Here is a 16,954-nt window from a genome sequence, read left to right as displayed (position 1 = left end):
GGTGGGCGTCCAGACCGCCGAGGGCGGATCCGCCCGCCCGCAGGCCGCCGGGGACCATGCGGCGAGACGGGGACGCGGCCGGATCTGGTTCGGCCGCGTCCTCCCCCTCCTCGTCGTCGCCGCGATCTTCGGCAAGGTGCTGCCCGACCTCGTCGATCTGGAGAAGGTCGCCGACATCCTGCGGACGCGCGTGAGCGCCCTGGACCTGATGCTGCTGTCGGCGTTCACGGGGCTGTCGGTGCTGCTGTCGGCCATCGGCCTCAGCGCGGCGCTACCCGGGCTGCGGCTCGGGCCCGCGTCCGTCATCAATGTCGTGACCACCGGCCTGTCCTACGCCCTGCCGGGCGGGGGCGCGGCCGGCGCGGCACTGAACGTCACGATGTCCCGGGACCTCGGTTTCCGGGCGGGCCCGATCGCGCTGCAGGTACTGGTGACGGGGATCTGGAACCTCGCCGCGCGGCTGACGCTGCCGCTGCTCGCGCTCGGTCTGCTCGCCATGGCGTCGGACGTCCCTCCCGGAGTGCGCGGGGCGGGCGCCGCCGGGCTGGGGCTCGCCGCCGTCCTGATCGCGGTGACCGTCGTCATGCTGTGGAGCGACCGTGCGGCCTCCACGATCGCGGCCGGCCTCTCCCGGGCCGCGCGGCCCCTCGCACGGCTGCTGCACCGCAGGATCGCCGACTACACCCGTGACGTCGGACGGTTCCAGGGCGAGGCCCGCGAGCTGATCCGCGCCCACTGGCCGGCGCTGACGCTGTCCGCCGTCGGCTACCACGTCTGCGTGTTCGCGGTGCTGTACGTGTCGCTGCAGGCGGCGGGCGTGTCCCGGGTCGGGGTGCTGGAGGCCTTCGCCGTCTACACGGTGGCCCGCCAGGTCACCGCCGTCCCCCTCACCCCCGGCGGCGCGGGCGTCCTCGAACTCGCGCTGATCGGCGGACTCGACCTCACCGGCGCGGACCTGCCCGCCGCCACCGCCGGCGTCCTGCTGTTCCGCTTCTTCACCTACCTGCTCTACCTTCCGGCGGGCGGCGCGGCGTGGGCGTGGTGGCGGTGGCGCCGCCCGGCGGCCTCCGCCCGGTCGCACGAGGCCGCGTTCCGCCATCCGATGGACGCGGTGCGGCTGGTGCTCGCCCTCGGTGCACTGGGGGTGCTGGTCGCGGTGAGCCGGGGCGTGCCCGGCTGGGACGCCGACCTTTTCCGGCTTGTCAACGACCTTCCGGACGCCGTTCAGTTGCCGATGTGGCTGTTGATGCAGGCCGGCTGGGTCGGCGCGGTCGCAGTCGCGGCTTCGGGCGCCGCGGCTGTCCGCCGGTTCCGGCTCGCCATCACGCTCGCCATGGGCGGAACGCTCGCATGGGTGCTGGCCAAGGTCGTCAAGGACGTCTCCGGACGCCCTCGTCCCGCCGCACTGCTGGACGACGTCGCCCTCCGATCCGATGCCACGGCGTTCGGTACGGGCTTCGTCGCCGGTCACACCGCCGTCGCCGCGGCGCTGGTGACGGTGGCGGGCGCCTACCTCCCTCGTCCATACCGGCGGGTCCTCTGGGCGGTGGTCGCCGCCGTCGGCGCGGCCAGGATGTACGTGGGGGCGCACTTCCCCGTGGACGTGCTCGGCGGCGCAGCCATGGGCTGGGCCGTGGGCGCGGCGGCACTCCTGCTCATCGGAACGCCCGCGCACCGTCCCCGGCTCGCGGCGATACGCGAGACGCTCACGCGCCATGGGCTCACGGTCACGGAGGTGCGCACGGTGTCCGGCGACCTGCGGCACGCCGTCCCGTACACCGCGGCGACATCCGCCGGACGGCTCTTCGTGAAGGTCGTCGGGCGCGACCAGCGCGACGCCGACGTCCTGCACCGGCTCGGCCGGCTGTGGCGGCGCAGGCCGGGCGAGCCTCCGTTCGCCACCGCCAAGCACCTGGCCGAGCACGAGGGGTACCTGCTCATGCGCGCCCGCCGGGCCGGCGCGCGGGTACCGTCCGTCCGGTTCGTGGCGGAGGCCGGTCCGGGCAGCTGGGCGCTGATCATGGACCACATCGACGCGCATCCGCTCGGCACGGCCGAAGGGCTCGCGCAGGAGGCACTGGACGACCTGTGGCGGCAGTGCGCGGCCCTGCGGCACGACCGCATCGCCCACCGCGACCTCCTGCCCGACAACGTCCTGATCGATGCGCGCGGACGCCCCTGGATCGTCGGCTGGGGACGGGCGGAGACCGACACGGCGCCGGCATTGCTCGACGAGGACGCGGCCAGACTGGTCGCGATGACCTCCGCGGTCACGACCCGCGACCGAGCGGCGGCCGCCGCTCTGCGCGCCCTCGGCCCGGCGGCGCCCGCACGGCCCGCGGCCGGCGGGCGAAGGCCACGGCTCCGCCGGGCGTTCGCTGTCCCCGGGCCGTTCCCGCCGGACGCGCCCGCCACCGCGCGGCACCCCGGTGACGTGATACGTCTCGCCGCGGGGCTCGCGGTCTGCCTCTCCCTTGCCGTCTTCGCCGCCGACGGGTTCCTGCTGCGCCCCGAGGCCGGCGTCTTCCGGCTCGTCAACGATCTGCCCGGCTGGTTGTTCTGGCCGGTCGACGTCGTGATGCAGACGGGTGCGCTCGGCGCCGTCGGGGTGACGGCGGCGGCGGCCCTCGGCGTGCGCCGGGTCCGGCTCGCCGTCGACCTGGCCCTCGCCGGCTCCCTGGCCTGGCTGCTCGCCAAGCTGGTCAAGGACGCCGCCGACCGCGGACGCCCCGGCGCACTGCTGTCGGAGGTCGTGCTGCGGGGGGCGCACGAGGGCGGGCTCGGCTTCGTCTCCGGCCACGCGGCCGTGGCCGCCGCCCTCGCCACCGTGGCCGCCGCGCACGTCCGCCGCCCCGTCCGGTGGGTCCTGTGGGCGGTCGCCGTCGCCGTCCCGCTGGCCCGCGTCTACGTGGGCGCCCACTTCCCGCTCGACGTCGTCGCCGGGGCGGCCCTCGGCTGGGCGGTGGGCGGCGCCGTGCACCTCGCGCGCGGCACGCCCGACCACGTCCCGACGCCGGCGCAGGTCGCCGCCGGCCTCGCCCGCTGCGGCCTGGCGGGTTCCCTCGTCGAGCCGGTGAAGGCCGACGCCCGCGGCTCGGTCCCCTTCACCGCCCGCTCCCCCGACGGGCGCACGGCCTTCGTCAAGGCGCTCGGCCGCGATCAACGCGACGCCGACCTGCTGTTCAAGGCGGCCCGATTCCTCCTCTACCGCGAGGTCGAGGACGAGACGCCGATGGCGAGCCCCAAACGCCAGGTGGAGCATGAGGCGTACATGCTGATGCGCGCGGCGTCCGCAGGTGCGCGCGTGCCCGCCGTCCTCGGTGTGGCGCCCGCCGGAGCGGGCACGTGGATCCTCGCCGAGGAGACCGTCGACACCGGCGGCCGGCCGCCGACCTCGCTGGACGACACCTCCCTCCGCCGCCTGTGGGGTGAGGTCGCCAAGCTCCGCAAGGCACGGATCGCGCACCGCGATCTGCGCCTGGCGAACGTGCTCATCGACACCGGCGGTGACCCGGTGCTCGTCGACTTCGGCTTCGCCGAGGACGCCGCCGGCGACGGGCGGCTGGCCCAGGACGTGGCCGAACTCCTGGTCTCCACGGCACTCCTGACCGACCCGCGGCGGTCGGTCCAAGCGGCCGTGGACGTGCTCGGAGCATCCGCCGTCGAGGCCGCCGCCCCCTACCTCCAGCCGCTGGCGCTGGCACGATCCACCCGGATGGAACTGCGGGACACCCCCGGGCTCCTGGACGAGTTGCGCACCGCGGCGACCCGTGCGGGGGCGACCCGTGCCGCCCCTCGCCCGCTGTCGCGGATCCCGTCCCGGCCGTGGTTCCTGCTGCTGCTCGTCCTCGCAGGCTACGCGACCTACCACGCCCTCATCGGCATCGCGGGCCTGCGCTCCCCCGCGGCCGTCCTCGCGGACGCCGGCGTGCGCTGGCTCTTCGTCGCCCTGCTGCTGGTGGCGGCCTCCTATGCGGCGGGCGCGCTCTCCCTGATGGGGGCCTCCACGCGCGACCTCGCCTTCGGGCGCACCTGCGTGCGGCAGGTCGCCGCGTCCTACGCGTCCCGCCAGCACCCGACCGGCCGGGGCGGCGCCGCCGTCCTCGGTACCTACCTCCGCGACCATGGAGCCGGGCCGTACGAAGCCGTCGCGACGGTCGCGCTCACCCGGTTGACGGGCGCGTTCGTCCACCTGGTCGCCTTGGCCCTCGCACTGGCCTCCGCCGCGGTGCAGGGGCGGGAGACGCTCCGTGCACCGACCTGGTCCCTGCCGCTGGTCCTGCTCGTCTCGGCCGTCGCCGCTCTGGGGACGGCGCAGCTGTGGCGCCGCCGGGCGGAGCTCGTGCTGCAGCTGAGGGCGGCCGCGGCGGGCCTGCCCGGGCGGATGCGCCGGCCCCGGCGCCTGATCGCGCTCCTGGCCGGCAACACCGCGGTGACCAGCTGCTCCGTACTGGCGTTCCTGGCCGTGGGCCACGCCATGGACGTGCCGCTCTCCCCCGCCGCTCTGGCCGCGGTCTACCTCCTGCTGGTTCCGCTGCGTCTCCTCGGTCCCCTCCCGGGCGGGCTCGGACTCGTCGAACCCGTGCTCGTCCTCGCCCTGGTCACCCTGGGGACGGGGCCCACGGAAGCCGTCCTGACCGTGCTGGTCTACCGGATCCTCAGCTTCTGGCTCCCGATCCCGCCCGCCGCCCTGGCGTTCCGCACGTTCAGTCGCCGGTGAGGTCCCGGCGCTCGAAGCGCAGCATGCCGACTGCGGTGAGCAGCGCGCCGACCGCGATCATGACGGCGGCGGCGACGGGCTCGAACGGTTCCGCCGGGACGCCGGCGAGGTGGTGGAACGGGGAGGCGTCCAGCACCGCGTCCGGCCAGTCCAGTGCGGGGCCGATCATCTCGACCAGGTAGGCGATGACGACCGCCGCGGCCGAGCCGGGGACGGTCAGCCGGGGCCTGACCCCGAACAGAAGCACCGCGAAGCCCGTGGCCAGGACGGCGACCGGCAGCGGGTTGAGGTTGGCGGCGAGCATGTCGGCGAACCCTATTCCGGCGCCCGTGGCGGCGCCGCCGGCCCACATCGCGGCCGCCGCGGCCAGCGCCAGCAACAGCGCCGAAGCCAGGGCCAGGACGACATGGCCGCCGAGCCACCGGCGACGGCCGACGGGACGCGCGAGGACGTGGTCCAGCCGTCCGGCGGCCTCCTCGGCGCGGGCCGCGCCGACCCGCCAGCAGGCGTACAGGGCGATGAGCAGGCCGATGAGGATCCCCATGATCCCGGCGAACCCCTCGGCAACGTCCGCGGCGTCCCACCCGATCGTCTCCAGAACGCGCCGGTAGTTCGGGTCGTCGGCCATGAAGTCGAGGGCGGTGACGATCAGCGCGCCGGCGACGAACGCGTACCCGGCGATGCCGAGCAGCCAGCCGGCCAGCATGCCGCGGGTGCCGCGCCAGGCGAAGGCCGCCGGGCCGCCGAGCAGCCGCAGCCGGGCTCGGGCGCGGTCCGGCTCGGTGATCAACGCACCGGCGGTGTCGCGCCGGGTCCGCAACGCGACGGCGGCGAACGCCAGGAGGACGGGAGCCGCCAGCAGGACGGCGAGCGCCGGCCGGCCGGGATCGCGGTAGGCGTGCAGTTCGTCGAGCCAGCCGAAGGGCGTGAACCAGCGCAGCCAGCCTCGCGAGTCGGCGCTGTTGGCGGCCATCCGCAGCAGGAAGGACAGTCCGAAGACCGCGGCCGAGGCGGCGGTCACGCGCCGCCGTACCTGGAAGAGCTGGGCGAGCACGGCCGCGACGCCCGCGAAGGTCGCGGCGAACCCGGCGAGCCCGAGACCGAACACCGCCGAACCCTCCGCGCCCGCGCCCATCAGCGCCAGCATGACGGCGGCGGACGCGCCGGCCGCAAGCGCCGCACCGGCGATCACCGCCTCCTGCACCAGGACGACTCGGGCCGGACGGATCGGCCCGGCCAGGACGAGCTCGCCGCGGCCGGACTCCTCCTCGCCGCGCAGCAGCCGCCCCGCGACGAGCAGCGCCCAGATGCCGGTGACCGCCGCCAGCATCCAGCCCGCGTCCCAGGCGACGAATCCGCCCGGTGTGTCGACCGCGTGCGGGATGCCCTGCAGCATCCGCATCGCGGGATCATCCGAGAGCGACGCCAGCTTCTGCCGGGAGGCCGCATCGGGATAGGTCTGCTCGTAGGAGAAGACCTCGACCGCGACATAGAACGCGACGACCGGCACGAGCCAGCCGACGCCGCGCCGGATCAGGCGGACGGTCAGCCACGCGACCCGCAGCGACGCCGAGTGCCCGCGTTCCAGGCCGGGGCGGACGGCGGCCTGGCGCACCGGAACGGCCCTGCTCATCGTTCCGCCGCCTCGTAGTAGCTCAGGAAGATCTCTTCCAGGGTCGGCTCGTGGCTGCGCAGCCGGACCAGCGGCAACGCGCTCAGCCGGGACAGCACCGCCGAGGGCGGTCCGCTGACCGACACCCGCACGCCGCCGTCGATGGGCTCCACCCCGGTCACGCCGGGGACGCCGGCGAGGTCGGGGACGGGTCCGTCGACGATCGCCTCCAGCACCGTCCCGCCGAGGCCGCGCAGGTCCTCCAGCGCGGCGACCTCGGCCAGCCGCCCCTCGCGCAGGATCGCCACCCGGTGGCAGACGTCCTGGACCTGGTCCAGGATGTGGGAGGACAGGAAGACGGTCTGCCCCCGGCCGGCCGCCTCCCGGACCAGGGCCTGGAACTCGGCCTCCATGAGCGGGTCCAGACCGGACGTCGGCTCGTCCAGCAGGAGCACGTCCGGCCGGGTCATCAGCGCCGCGATCAGCGCGAGCTTCTGCCGGTTCCCCTTGGAGTAGGAGCGGGCCCGCATGCCCGGGTCGAACCGCAGCCGCTCGACGAGCTCGTCCCGGAACGGCACGTCCACCTGGCCGTGCAGGTTCCCGAGATAGGTGAGCGTCTCCATCCCGGTCAGCTGCGGCCAGAGCGCCACGTCCCCGGCGACGTAGCCGACGTGCCGGTGAGCGCGCTCGACGTCCCCGACCGGAACGTCCATGAGCCACGCCCTGCCGGACGTCGGCCGGACGAGGCCGAGCAGCAACCGGATCGTCGTCGATTTCCCGGCACCGTTCGGCCCCAGGAATCCGAAGATCTCCCCGCGGGCGACCCTCAGGTCGAGCCCGTCCACCGCGACCACCGGCCCGAAACGCTTGGTCAGGCCCTCGGTCCGTATCGCCGACGCGACCACGGCGCACCTCCTCACGATCCCGCTCCCGAAGCTAGAGAAGTGATCGGCGTTCGGCAGCGGCCAAAGGTCCCGTCACCGCCCGTCCTTCGGCACCTGCCGACGGGCCGCCGCGGACCCGATCACAGACCGGCCGTCTTCAGCCCGGATGTCATCGGGACGTTGGTCCCTGGCGGCGCAGTGGGCGACAACGGAACCTGGTGCCACTGGCGGGGTTCACGAAAGGAGCGGTCATGGGCGTCCATGCCACGCTGACCGGCGTCCGGCCGCAGATGGCGCGGATCCTGCGCATCACTCGACTCGACAAGCGGTTCGTGCGCCCCGTCGCGGCCGCCGTCGGCTGAAAGGACGCCGTCGGCTTCGCCTGACGAGGGGCCACGGCCCCGGGAGTCCGCACAACGCGGGCTGGAGGTGAGGACATGACGGTCCTGGTGGCATACGCAAGCGCGCACGGGTCCACGCGCAGCATCGCCGAACGGATCGCGGCGGTACTGACCGAACACGGTGAGCGGGTCGAAGTCTCCGCCATGAGCGGTGTGGGCGACGCCGGCGCCTACAGGGCGTTCGTGCTCGGCAGCGCCGTCCACAGCCGAGCCTGGCTGGCCGAGGCGACCGGCTTCCTGCGGCGGGAGCGCGCCGTCCTCGCCGAGCGGCCGGTGTGGCTGTTCAGCGTCGGGATGCCCGCCGCGCTGCGCGGCCCGTGGCGCGGCTACGGCCCCAAGGAGGAGGCCCTGCTGGCAGACGACCTGCACCGGACGCTCGACGCCCGCGAACACCGGCTCTTCTCCGGGGCCTTCCGGCGCGAGCACATCCCTCTCGCCGGGCGCCTGATCTGCGGGCTGCTCGGGATCCGGTACGGCGACTACCGCGACTGGCCGTCGATCGACGCCTGGGCGGCGAGGATCGCGGACGAACTGGCGTCCGGCGGGTCGGCACCCGCGCCGGAACCCGCCACCGGAGTCGCAGTGCCGCCCAGCACCGCGGGCGCCGGGGTGGAGGGCCCTGAGCAGGAGAGCGACACCCGCCGCGACAATGATGATCACCATCCCTGACTGCGCCGGCCTACCCGGCCGCCGATCGGGCGCGCTCGGCCGGCTCGGCAGCCTGATGACCTCGATGGCGACGGTTCCATCGGCGGAGTTCGTCGGTGCCCCAGACGATGAGCGGGAACACGGCGATGATGGCCAGGACGTCCCAGGGCAGGGCGGCGGTGCCGAACAGGTGCTGCAATGGGGGGAGGTAGATCAGGGCGGCGGCGAACAGCAGTTCGAAGGCTATGCCCGCCAGTAGCAGCGGGTTCGTGGTGAGGCCCACCTCGCGGAGCGAGGCGTGGTCGGTGCGGGCGGCCATGGCAGTGCCGATCTGGCAGGTGACCAGGCCCGCGAACGTCGCGGTGGTGGCGGTCAGGTAGGCGTGGTGCAGGGCGGCGCCCTTTCCGGTGGGGTCGCCGGGGTGCCAGCCGGCACGCCACAGGACGTAGAAGAACACGAGCATGACCAGGACGGCGGAGACCAGGCCGAGGTAGCCCCAGGCGCGGATCAACATGTCGCGGGAGATGACGCCCTGGGAGGAGCGGCGCGGCGGGCGGTTCATGATGCCGGGCTCGGCGGGCTCGCGGCCGAGCGCGAGCGCGGGCAGCGTCTCGGTCCCCAGGTCGATCGCGAGGATCTGCAGCACGGTGAGCGGGAGGGGGACCAGGCCGCCGCTGAGCGCGAACACCAGGAACGGGACGATCTCCGGGACGGCGTGGGCGAAGATGTACAGGATGAACTTGCGGACGTTGTCGTAGACGCGGCGTCCGGATTCGATCGCGCTGACGATGGTGGCGAAGTTGTCGTCGGTCAGCACCATGGTGGACGCCTCGCGGGCCACATCGGTGCCCGAACGTCCCATCGCCACGCCGATGTGGGCCTGGTGCAGAGCCGGCGCGTCGTTGGCGCCGTCCCCGGTCATCGCCACGACCTGGCCGTGAGCGCGCAGCGCGTCGGCGACCTTCAGCTTGGTCTCCGGGGACGAGCGGGCGAAGACGATCTCGGCATCGCCGGTCAGCAGCTCGTCCAGCTCATGGTCGTGGACCTGCTCGGACTCGGCGACCACCTGGAGCCGGGGGACGCCGATGCCCACTTCCGCGGCGACGGCGGCCGCCGTTGCGCCGTTGTCGCCGGTGACGATGTGGACGCGCAGCCCCGCGTCGTGGCAGCGGCGCACCGCGTCCGCGACCTGCGGGCGCGGCGGATCGTAGAGCCCGACCAGTCCGAGGAGGCGGAGCCCGGTCTCGGCCTCCTCCCGGCGCTCGGGCACCCCGGCGCCGGCCGGGAGATCCCGGACGGCCACCGCCAGGACCCGCAGTCCCCGGCGCGCGAGGTCGTCCACGACGGCCATGACCGCAGCGCGGCCGGCGCCGGTGGTCCGGGCGAGGACGGCTTCGGGTGCGCCCTTGACGTAGACGGTGAGATGGTCGCCGCGCTGCCCGACCGTGGACATCAGCCGCAGCCGCGCGTCGAACCGGAAGATCGCGCGGTGCCGCTCGTCCCGGGCGGCCAGCCGCGCGGCCGCATCGGGCCCGGCTCCCTCGACCAGGGCGATCTCGGTCGGATCACCCTGCAGGTCGCCGTTCTCGGCAGCGGAGACCGTCGTGCACTCGGTCATCGCCTGCGCGAGTTCGGCGGGCGGGGCCGCGCCGGTGACGGTCCCGGTCTCCGGGGTCCAGTGGGCCTGGAGGCGCATGCGGTTCTGGGTGAGGGTGCCGGTCTTGTCGGTGCAGATGACATTGGTGGAGCCGAGCGTCTCGACCGCGCTGAGCCGCTTGACGACGGCGCCCTGCCTCGCCAGGACGCGCACGCCGACCGCCAGCGCCAGGGTGATGGTCGGCAGGAGGCCCTCGGGGACGTTGGCGACCAGCAGCCCGATCGCGAACATCAGCGCGTCCCTCAGCGGCAGCCCGACGAGCGCGCCGATCAGCAGGAAGACGACGCCCATGCCGACCGCGACCGCCGCGATCAGCCAGGCCACCTTCTTGACCTGGACCTCCAGCGGGCTGTCGCGGCGCGGCGCGCGCTGGCTGAGCGCGGCGATGCGCCCCAGTTCGGTGTGCCCGCCGGTCGCGAACACGATCGCCTGCGCCTCGCCGCCGGTACAGGTCGTCCCGGAGAACACCAGGTTGGGTTCGCGCAGCAGCGGCGCGCCCTCCTCCGCGGCGGCCGCGACCCGCTCCACCGGCGCCGACTCGCCGGTCAGCATCGACAGGTCGGCCTCCACCGCCCCATCGGTCAACCGGGCGTCGGCCGGGACCTTGTCGCCCTCGGCCAGCACGATCAGATCGCCCGGCACCAGCCCGGCCGCCTCGACGGCCTGCCGCCGCCCGTCCCGGATGACGTGGGCCTGCTCGGGCAGGTAGGCCGCCAGCGCCTCCACCGCGCGTTCGGCCTGGTGCTCCTGCAGCAACGCGAAGACGGCGTTGATCAGGATGACCGCGAGGATCGCCCAGCCCAGCACCCCCATCCCGGCGATGAACGCCAGCGCTCCGGCGCCCCACAGCAGCAGGGCCAGCGGATGAGCCAGCTGACCCGACAGCAGCCGCACCAGCGACCGCTTCTCCCGCCGCCGCACCTGGTTGGGCCCGTACACCGCGAGCCGCCGGGCCGCCTCGCGCGCGGACAGGCCCCGGTCGCCGGTGCCCAGTTCCTTGCGCAGCAGCGGCAGCGGCTCCCGCGGATCGGCACTCGGCTCGGCCGGGCCGGTCGCGGTTCCCGCGTGATGCCGTTTGGCGGGCATGGCTCAGCGGAGTCGGCGCAGGTGGGCGTTCCACCTGCGGCGGGGTAGGAGGCGGGCGCGGGCATCGGCGGCCGCGGCCCCGGCCGGGCGGGCCGAATGGCCGAGCACGTCGACGCTCCCGACTCCGAACATCACCACCACTGCCCCGAACACCTCGTCCTGGACGGCGCCGCAGCACCTCGACGCCCTGCTCCGCCATGGCCTGGACGAGCATGCCCTCCAGATCACCGCCGAACCGCTCGGGCAGCCGGCCGAACGCGGCGCCGAAGGCCTGCTCCCCGGCCGGGCCGAACTCGACGCTCACCTCACCTGACCGCGGGGCCATGCAGAAGGCGGGAGAAGTCCTCCGCCGCTTAGGCAGCGTTTCGAGCTGGACGGTGCGCGGTCTCCCGCTTCTCCATCCCTTTCCTGGGCTTCTCCCGCCCGACTCCATTCCACCTCTCCGGCCCCGCTACCGGCAGGGACCAAGGTCCTCGGTTCGCGCGCCTCACCGGCCTGAGGCCGGGAGCGTCACGCGGAAGATCGTGCGGTCGGCGCCGACGAGTTCGGCGCGTCCGCCGTGCGCGGCGGCCACCGCCTGGACGATCGCCAGCCCGAGGCCCGTGCCGCCCGCGGCGCGGGAGCGGCCGTGGTCGGCGCGGACGAACCGGTCGAAGATCTCGTCCTGCCGCCCGGGCGGGATGCCGGGGCCGTCGTCCTCGACCTCCAGGACGGCGCCGTCGCCGCGAGCGGCGAGCCGGACGGTGACGTGGGTACCGGGCGGCGTGTGGGTGCGGGCGTTGGCGAGCAGGTTCGCGATCAGCTGGTGAAGGCGCCGGTCGTCGCCGGTGACCGTCACCGGCTCCTCGGGGAGCACCAGCTCCCAGCGGTGACCGGGTCCTGCGGCGCGGGCGTCGGCGGTGGCGTCCAGGACGAGCCGGGTCAGGTCGACCGGGCGGGTGTCCAGGGGGCGGCCGGCGTCCAGGCGGGCGAGGAGCAGCAGGTCGTCGACCAGTTCGGACATGCGCACCGACTCGGCCTCGATGCGTCCGAGCGCGTGCCGCACCTCCGCCGGGACGGGCTCGGACGTGCGCAGGGCGAGTTCGGCGTGGCCCCGGATGGCGGCGACGGGCGTGCGCAGCTCGTGGCTGGCGTCGGCGGCGAACCGGCGCAGCCGCTCCTCGCTTGCATGGCGGCGGGCCAGCGCGTTCTCGACGTGGCCGAGCATCAGGTTCAGCGCCGCACCTACCTGGCCGACCTCGCTGCGGGGGTCGGCGTCGGGGACCCGCTCCGGCATCGCCACCTCCCCGCTGGCCAGTGGCAGTTCAGTGACCCGGGACGCGGTGGCCGCGACCCGGCGCAGCGGGCGCAGCGCCAGCCGCACCCAGGCCGCCGCCGCGATCCCGGCGGCGGCGAGCACGGCCGCGAAGAGGACGGCCTCCACCAGGATCAGGCGATGCACGGTCTCCTCGACCGGATGCAGCGGCAGCCCGGTGACCAGCACGTCGCCGTCGTCGCCGCGCACCGCCGCCATCCGGTACTCCTCCAGCGCCGACAGCGACAGCGACCGGCCGCGTCCGTCGGGCGGGACGGCGGCCAGTCCGCGCCGGTCGGCGGCGGTGAGCGGAACGGGTTCGACGTCGTCGCCGCGGACGATCACGGCCTGCGCCACCGAGCCCCCGAACAGCCGGGCGCCGAAGGTTCCCGGCGCCTGTCCGCGGGTGTCCGGGCCGTTGTCGGCGTCCCGGTGGCGCTCATGCTCCAGGCTCGCCGGGAACCTGCCGCCGGACGCGGTCAGCTGCTCGTCCAGCCGCCCGACGAGGAACCCGTCGAGCGCCACCGCGGTGGCGGTCCCGACGGCGAGGCAGCTCAGCGCGAGCAGGACGACCAGCCCGGCGGTGAGCCGGGCCCGCAGCGTGCGCGGAGCCCTCACGAAGCCTCCGGTTTCAGGACGTACCCGACACCGCGCACGGTGTGGATCATCGGCGCCCGACCCGCGTCGATCTTCTTGCGCAGGTAGCTGATGTACAGCTCGACGACGTGGGCCTGGCCGCCGAAGTCGTAGTCCCAGACGCGGTCGAGGATCTGCGCCTTGGACAGCACCCGGCGCGGGTTGCGCATCAGGAACCGCAGCAGCTCGAACTCGGTCGGGGTCAGCTCGACGAGCCGCCCGTCGCGGGTCACCTCGCGGGCGTCCTCGTCCATGGCGAGGCCGCCGACGGTGAGCAGCCGCGCGGACTCCGCCTGCCGGGTCAAACCGGCCCGGCGCAGCAGCCCGCGCAGCCGGGCCAGGACCTCCTCCAGGCTGAACGGCTTGGTCACGTAGTCGTCGCCGCCCGCGGTGATCCCGGCGATGCGGTCCTCGACGGCGTCGCGCGCGGTCAGGAACAGCACGCACACCTCCGGCGCCTCGGCGCGGAGCCGGCGCAGCACCTGCAGGCCGTCGATGTCGGGAAGCATCACGTCCAGCACCACCGCATCCGGACGGAAGTCGCGGGCGGCGGCGACCGCCCCGGCGCCGTCGGCGGCGGTGCGGACCGCCCAGCCCTCGGAGGCCAGCACGCGCGAGAGCACCTCGGCCAGATCCGGCTCGTCGTCGACGACCAGGACCCGGACGGGCGTGCCGTCGGTCCGCCGCAGGCTCGCGGCCCCGGATTCACTCGTCATAGTGCGGCCAGCTTCCCTTTCCCACCTCTGAGTTTCCTCTGAAACGGCTCTGAAGGGGCGTCTTCCCCACGGTGTCAGAGGGAACGCAGAGATTGCGTTGGCAGGGTGGCCGGCATGACCGTGACCAGACCCGACATCCCGCGGCCCGTCACCCGGCCGCCGCGTCCGGCGTGGCGCGTCCCGTCCTCGTGGCCGCAGCTCCTGATCTACGCGGGAGCGGCGCTGGTGCTGGCGCTGTGGTGGCGGAGCACCGGCTCGGTCGCCGGGCTGGACGGCTGGCTGACCGAGGCCGGGCGCGTCACCGGCCTCCTCGCGGGCTACGGATGCGCCGTCCTGCTCGCCCTGATGGCACGGGTGCCCGCGCTGGAACGGGGCGTCGGCACCGACCGGCTGGCGCGCTGGCACGCGATGGGCGGCCGGTACACCGTCTGGCTCGTCATGGCGCACGTCCTGCTGATCATCTGGGGTTACGCGGTGACGTCCCGCACGGACGTCGTCCACCAGACGGTGTCCGTGGTCCTCGACTACCCCGAGATGCTCAAGGGGACCGCCGGGTTCGTCCTGCTGCTGGGCGTCGGGATCACCTCGGCACGGGCGGCGCGGCGCAGGCTGCCGTACGAGACATGGCACTACCTGCACTTCGCGACCTACCTGGCGATCTTCCTGGCCTTCTCGCACCAGCTCGCCAACGGCGCCCAGTTCGTCGGCAGCGCCTGGGCGCGGGCCGCCTGGTACACGCTGTACATCGGGGTCGCCGTGACCCTCGCCTGGTTCCGCTTCCTCACACCGGTCATCAGCGGGTTCCGGCACGGGCTGCGGGTCGCCGCCGTCCACACCGAGGCCCCCGGGGTCGTCTCCGTCTACATGACCGGACGCGACCTGGGCGGACTGCGCGCCGAGCCGGGGCAGTTCTTCCGCTGGCGGTTCCTCGCGCCCGGCCTGTGGTGGGCCGCCAACCCCTACTCGCTGTCGGAGCCGCCGCGCGGGCACCGGCTCCGGATCACCGTCAAGCAGACCGGGGACCACAGCCGCGCCCTCGCCCGGCTCCGCCCCGGGACGCGGGTGTGGGCGGAGGGCCCCTACGGCGGCTTCACCGGCACGCGCCCCCGCCACGACCGGGCGCTGCTGCTCGCCGGCGGCGTCGGCGTCACCCCGCTGCGGACCCTGTTCGAGACGCTCCCCGGCGACGTCACCCTCGTCTACCTCGCGCGCCGCCCGCAGGACCTGGCCCTGCGCCGCGAACTCGACGCGGTCGCCGCCGCGCGGGGCGCCCGGGTGCACTACTTCGTGGACGAGCCGTCCGGGTACTCGCTGCCGCTGACCGGGCGGGCACTGCGGTCGGTCGTCCCCGACGTCCGGCACCGGGACGTCTACCTGTGCGGGCCGCCCGGCATGACCGCCGCCGCACTGCGGGCCCTGCGCCAGGCCGGCGTGCGGCGCCGCCACATCCGCACCGAGTCGTTCGAGTTCTGAGAGGCCGAGCATGCGCCGAGCCACGATCACGACGGGGACGACCATCGCGGGCGTCATCCTGCTGCTGTCGCTGAAACCGCACCACCAGGCGATCTCGGTGACGCGCCCGGTCGCCCCCGAACCGCGCGCGCCGGGCGGAGGCGTGACGGCGGCCACCGCGGACGGGACCTACCGGGGGCAGAGCGTCGACACCCGGTACGGGCCGGTCCAGGTCGAGATCACCATGTCGAAGGGCCGGCTCACCGCCGTCCGGGTGCTGCGCGCCCCTTCGGAGAACGGCCGCGACCGGGAGATCGCCGCCATGGCGCTCCCCCGGCTCACCCAGGAGGCCGTCACGGCCGGCAGCGCCCGCATCGACGCCGTTTCCGGCGCGACCTACACCAGCGAGGGATACATCACGTCCCTGCAAAGCGCGTTGGACCGCGCCCATGCCTGAGGCGATCCGCCACGTCGAGCACGTGATGGGGACGGCGGTCACGTTCGACATCCGCACGGGCCCCTCCCCCGCCGTGACCGAGGCGCTGGCACGGGCCGTCGCCTGGCTACACCACGTCGACCGCGTCTTCTCCCCCTACCGGCCCGACAGCCAGATAACGTGCCTCGCCCAGGGGCGCCTCACGGTCGGCGAATGCGATCCCGACGTCGCCGACGTCCTGCGCCGCTGCGATGAGTTGGAGCACCTCACGGGTGGGGCGTTCACCTGCCGGCCCGGTGGACGGCTCGACCCCAGCGGCCTGGTCAAGGGGTGGGCGGTCGAGCGTGCGTCCACGATCCTGCACGACGCCGGTGCACGCGACCACTGCGTGAACGGCGGCGGCGACGTCCAGGCGCGCGGAGAGGCCCACCCGGGACACCCCTGGCACATCGGCGTCACCGACCCGCGTCACCGCGACCGGCTCATCACCGCCGTGGCCGGACACGACCTCGCCGTCGCCACCTCCGGCAGCACCGAACGCGGCGCCCACATCATCGACCCCCGCACCGGGCGCCCCGCCACGGGCCTCGCCTCCATCACCCTGGTCGGACGGCACCTCACCGACGTGGACGCGCTCGCCACCGCCGCCTTCGCCATGGGTGGCAGCGCACGCGCCTGGACGGACGCCCATCCCGGCATCGAGGCACTGGCGGTGGCCTCGGACGGCTCCGCATGGTGCACGACCGGCTTCGAGGACATCGCCCTCTTCCTCCCCCGCAAGGGCATCAGCGTCCCTGACCGAAGTGAAGGCCGACCACGGTCGATGCGGGGATAGACGCCCTGCGCGATCGCTTCGCCGAGCGGCGACCGATATCGGGCGGACGTCACCGAGTGCGGCGGATGGCGATCACGGTGTCGTTCGGGAGCGTGCGCACGGTGAAGTGTGCTGGGGTGAATTGGGTGGGGCGGAAGTGGATGTCGTTCCATGTCCAGGTGCCTGGCCCGGCGTGCAGGATGAATAGGTCGATGGGGCCGTAGGGGGTGTGGGCGGCTGCGGCTGCGAAGGCGTCCGGGTCCGGGATCGAGGCGAGCGAGGCGAGTGCGGTGTGCCGGTCGTCCCAGTGGGTGGTGCTGGAGGCGGCGGTGCGGTCGACCGCGGTGTAGCCGGGCCAGGGCAGGTAGGCGAACAGCCGTTCGTCGTAGGAGAGTGTGCGGGGCGCGGCATCATGCCCAAGGGCGCCGGTCACGGCGTCCTGGATCGGCTGGACGGGGAACCAGCGGGTCTTGGGTTCGGCCGGTGCGTAGTGCGGGAGGGTGCCGTTGGGGCGTGGTTCGGTGTGGGCGAGTACGGCGTAGCGCTGGGTGCCGCGGGCTGTCTCTTATACACATCTGACGCTTCCGACGATCGCATA

General features: G+C 74.3%; 12 protein-coding genes. 6 read left to right on the top strand and 6 right to left on the bottom strand.

Annotation, left to right across the window (positions count from 1 at the left end):
- Position 1: 1 nt before the first annotated feature.
- Positions 2-4,720 (top strand): lysylphosphatidylglycerol synthase domain-containing protein, encoded by a 4,719-nt coding sequence (locus tag E1284_RS06475; protein ID WP_165965144.1) that lies wholly within the window; start codon positions 2-4, stop codon positions 4,718-4,720.
- Here E1284_RS06475 and E1284_RS06470 read toward each other — a convergent pair.
- Both E1284_RS06470 and E1284_RS06465 read right to left on the bottom strand, forming a co-directional pair.
- Positions 4,707-6,353 carry an ABC transporter permease gene (locus tag E1284_RS06470; protein ID WP_131938068.1) on the bottom strand — a complete coding sequence of 549 codons (1,647 nt, stop codon included), beginning with the start codon at positions 6,351-6,353 and terminating at the stop codon, positions 4,707-4,709. The genes E1284_RS06475 and E1284_RS06470 overlap by 14 nt on opposite strands.
- The gene (locus E1284_RS06465) at positions 6,350-7,237 is read right to left on the bottom strand and encodes an ABC transporter ATP-binding protein (protein ID WP_207923595.1); all 888 of its coding nucleotides are present in this window, start codon (positions 7,235-7,237) and stop codon (positions 6,350-6,352) included. The genes E1284_RS06470 and E1284_RS06465 overlap by 4 nt, the downstream gene beginning before the upstream one ends.
- Positions 7,238-7,653: 416 nt before the next feature.
- On the opposite strand from E1284_RS06465, the gene E1284_RS06460 reads away from it, so the two are divergent.
- Positions 7,654-8,286, top strand: a complete 633-nt coding sequence (locus E1284_RS06460) for a flavodoxin domain-containing protein (protein WP_131938067.1) — start codon at positions 7,654-7,656, stop codon at positions 8,284-8,286.
- 10 nt (positions 8,287-8,296) lie between these two features.
- Here E1284_RS06460 and E1284_RS06455 read toward each other — a convergent pair whose 3' ends face one another.
- Positions 8,297-11,008 (bottom strand): cation-translocating P-type ATPase, encoded by a 2,712-nt coding sequence (locus tag E1284_RS06455; protein ID WP_131938066.1) that lies wholly within the window; start codon positions 11,006-11,008, stop codon positions 8,297-8,299.
- On the opposite strand from E1284_RS06455, the gene E1284_RS06450 reads away from it, so the two are divergent.
- Positions 11,007-11,321: a hypothetical protein gene (locus E1284_RS06450; protein WP_131938065.1), complete on the top strand. Its 315-nt coding sequence runs from the start codon at positions 11,007-11,009 to the stop codon at positions 11,319-11,321. The two genes, E1284_RS06455 and E1284_RS06450, sit on opposite strands and share 2 nt — an antisense overlap.
- A 174-nt stretch (positions 11,322-11,495) precedes the next feature.
- Here the strand turns inward: E1284_RS06450 and E1284_RS06445 are convergent, their stop codons facing one another.
- Both E1284_RS06445 and E1284_RS06440 read right to left on the bottom strand, forming a co-directional pair.
- Positions 11,496-12,920: a sensor histidine kinase gene (locus E1284_RS06445; protein ID WP_131938064.1), complete on the bottom strand. Its 1,425-nt coding sequence runs from the start codon at positions 12,918-12,920 to the stop codon at positions 11,496-11,498.
- A complete protein-coding gene (locus E1284_RS06440) occupies positions 12,917-13,654 on the bottom strand; it encodes a response regulator transcription factor (protein ID WP_131938063.1) in 738 nt (245 codons plus the stop codon). The genes E1284_RS06445 and E1284_RS06440 overlap by 4 nt, the downstream gene beginning before the upstream one ends.
- A 114-nt stretch (positions 13,655-13,768) precedes the next feature.
- Between E1284_RS06440 and E1284_RS06435 the strand changes: the two genes are divergently transcribed.
- Genes E1284_RS06435 through E1284_RS06425 form a run of 3 tightly spaced genes read left to right on the top strand, consistent with a single transcriptional unit; the run spans position 13,769 to position 16,377 of the window.
- Positions 13,769-15,127 carry a ferredoxin reductase family protein gene (locus E1284_RS06435; RefSeq protein ID WP_131938062.1) on the top strand — a complete coding sequence of 453 codons (1,359 nt, stop codon included), beginning with the start codon at positions 13,769-13,771 and terminating at the stop codon, positions 15,125-15,127.
- A gap of 10 nt (positions 15,128-15,137) precedes the next feature.
- On the top strand, positions 15,138-15,563 hold the full coding sequence (locus E1284_RS06430) for an FMN-binding protein (RefSeq protein WP_131938061.1): 426 nt from the start codon (positions 15,138-15,140) through the stop codon (positions 15,561-15,563).
- Positions 15,556-16,377, top strand: coding sequence for an FAD:protein FMN transferase (locus E1284_RS06425; RefSeq protein WP_207923594.1), 822 nt, complete (start codon positions 15,556-15,558; stop codon positions 16,375-16,377). The genes E1284_RS06430 and E1284_RS06425 overlap by 8 nt, the downstream gene beginning before the upstream one ends.
- Positions 16,378-16,426: 49 nt before the next feature.
- Here E1284_RS06425 and E1284_RS06420 read toward each other — a convergent pair whose 3' ends face one another.
- Positions 16,427-16,789: a hypothetical protein gene (locus tag E1284_RS06420; RefSeq protein ID WP_131938060.1), complete on the bottom strand. Its 363-nt coding sequence runs from the start codon at positions 16,787-16,789 to the stop codon at positions 16,427-16,429.
- Positions 16,790-16,954 lie beyond the last annotated feature (165 nt).

Source organism: Actinomadura bangladeshensis (assembly GCF_004348335.1).
GTDB classification, from domain to species: Bacteria; Actinomycetota; Actinomycetes; order Streptosporangiales; family Streptosporangiaceae; genus Spirillospora; species Spirillospora bangladeshensis.
The sequence above is the reverse complement of the archived record's forward strand: the minus strand, read 5'-3'. Positions and strand labels throughout refer to the sequence as shown.

Coding starts and splice junctions, on each gene's coding strand:
- E1284_RS06470 (WP_131938068.1), bottom strand. CDS start 6,353: ATGAGCAGGGCCGTTCCGGTGCGCCAGGCCGCCGTCCGCCCCGGCCTG.
- E1284_RS06460 (WP_131938067.1), top strand. CDS start 7,654: ATGACGGTCCTGGTGGCATACGCAAGCGCGCACGGGTCCACGCGCAGC.
- E1284_RS06450 (WP_131938065.1), top strand. CDS start 11,007: ATGGCTCAGCGGAGTCGGCGCAGGTGGGCGTTCCACCTGCGGCGGGGT.
- E1284_RS06455 (WP_131938066.1), bottom strand. CDS start 11,008: ATGCCCGCCAAACGGCATCACGCGGGAACCGCGACCGGCCCGGCCGAG.
- E1284_RS06440 (WP_131938063.1), bottom strand. CDS start 13,654: ATGACGAGTGAATCCGGGGCCGCGAGCCTGCGGCGGACCGACGGCACG.
- E1284_RS06435 (WP_131938062.1), top strand. CDS start 13,769: ATGACCGTGACCAGACCCGACATCCCGCGGCCCGTCACCCGGCCGCCG.
- E1284_RS06430 (WP_131938061.1), top strand. CDS start 15,138: ATGCGCCGAGCCACGATCACGACGGGGACGACCATCGCGGGCGTCATC.
- E1284_RS06425 (WP_207923594.1), top strand. CDS start 15,556: ATGCCTGAGGCGATCCGCCACGTCGAGCACGTGATGGGGACGGCGGTC.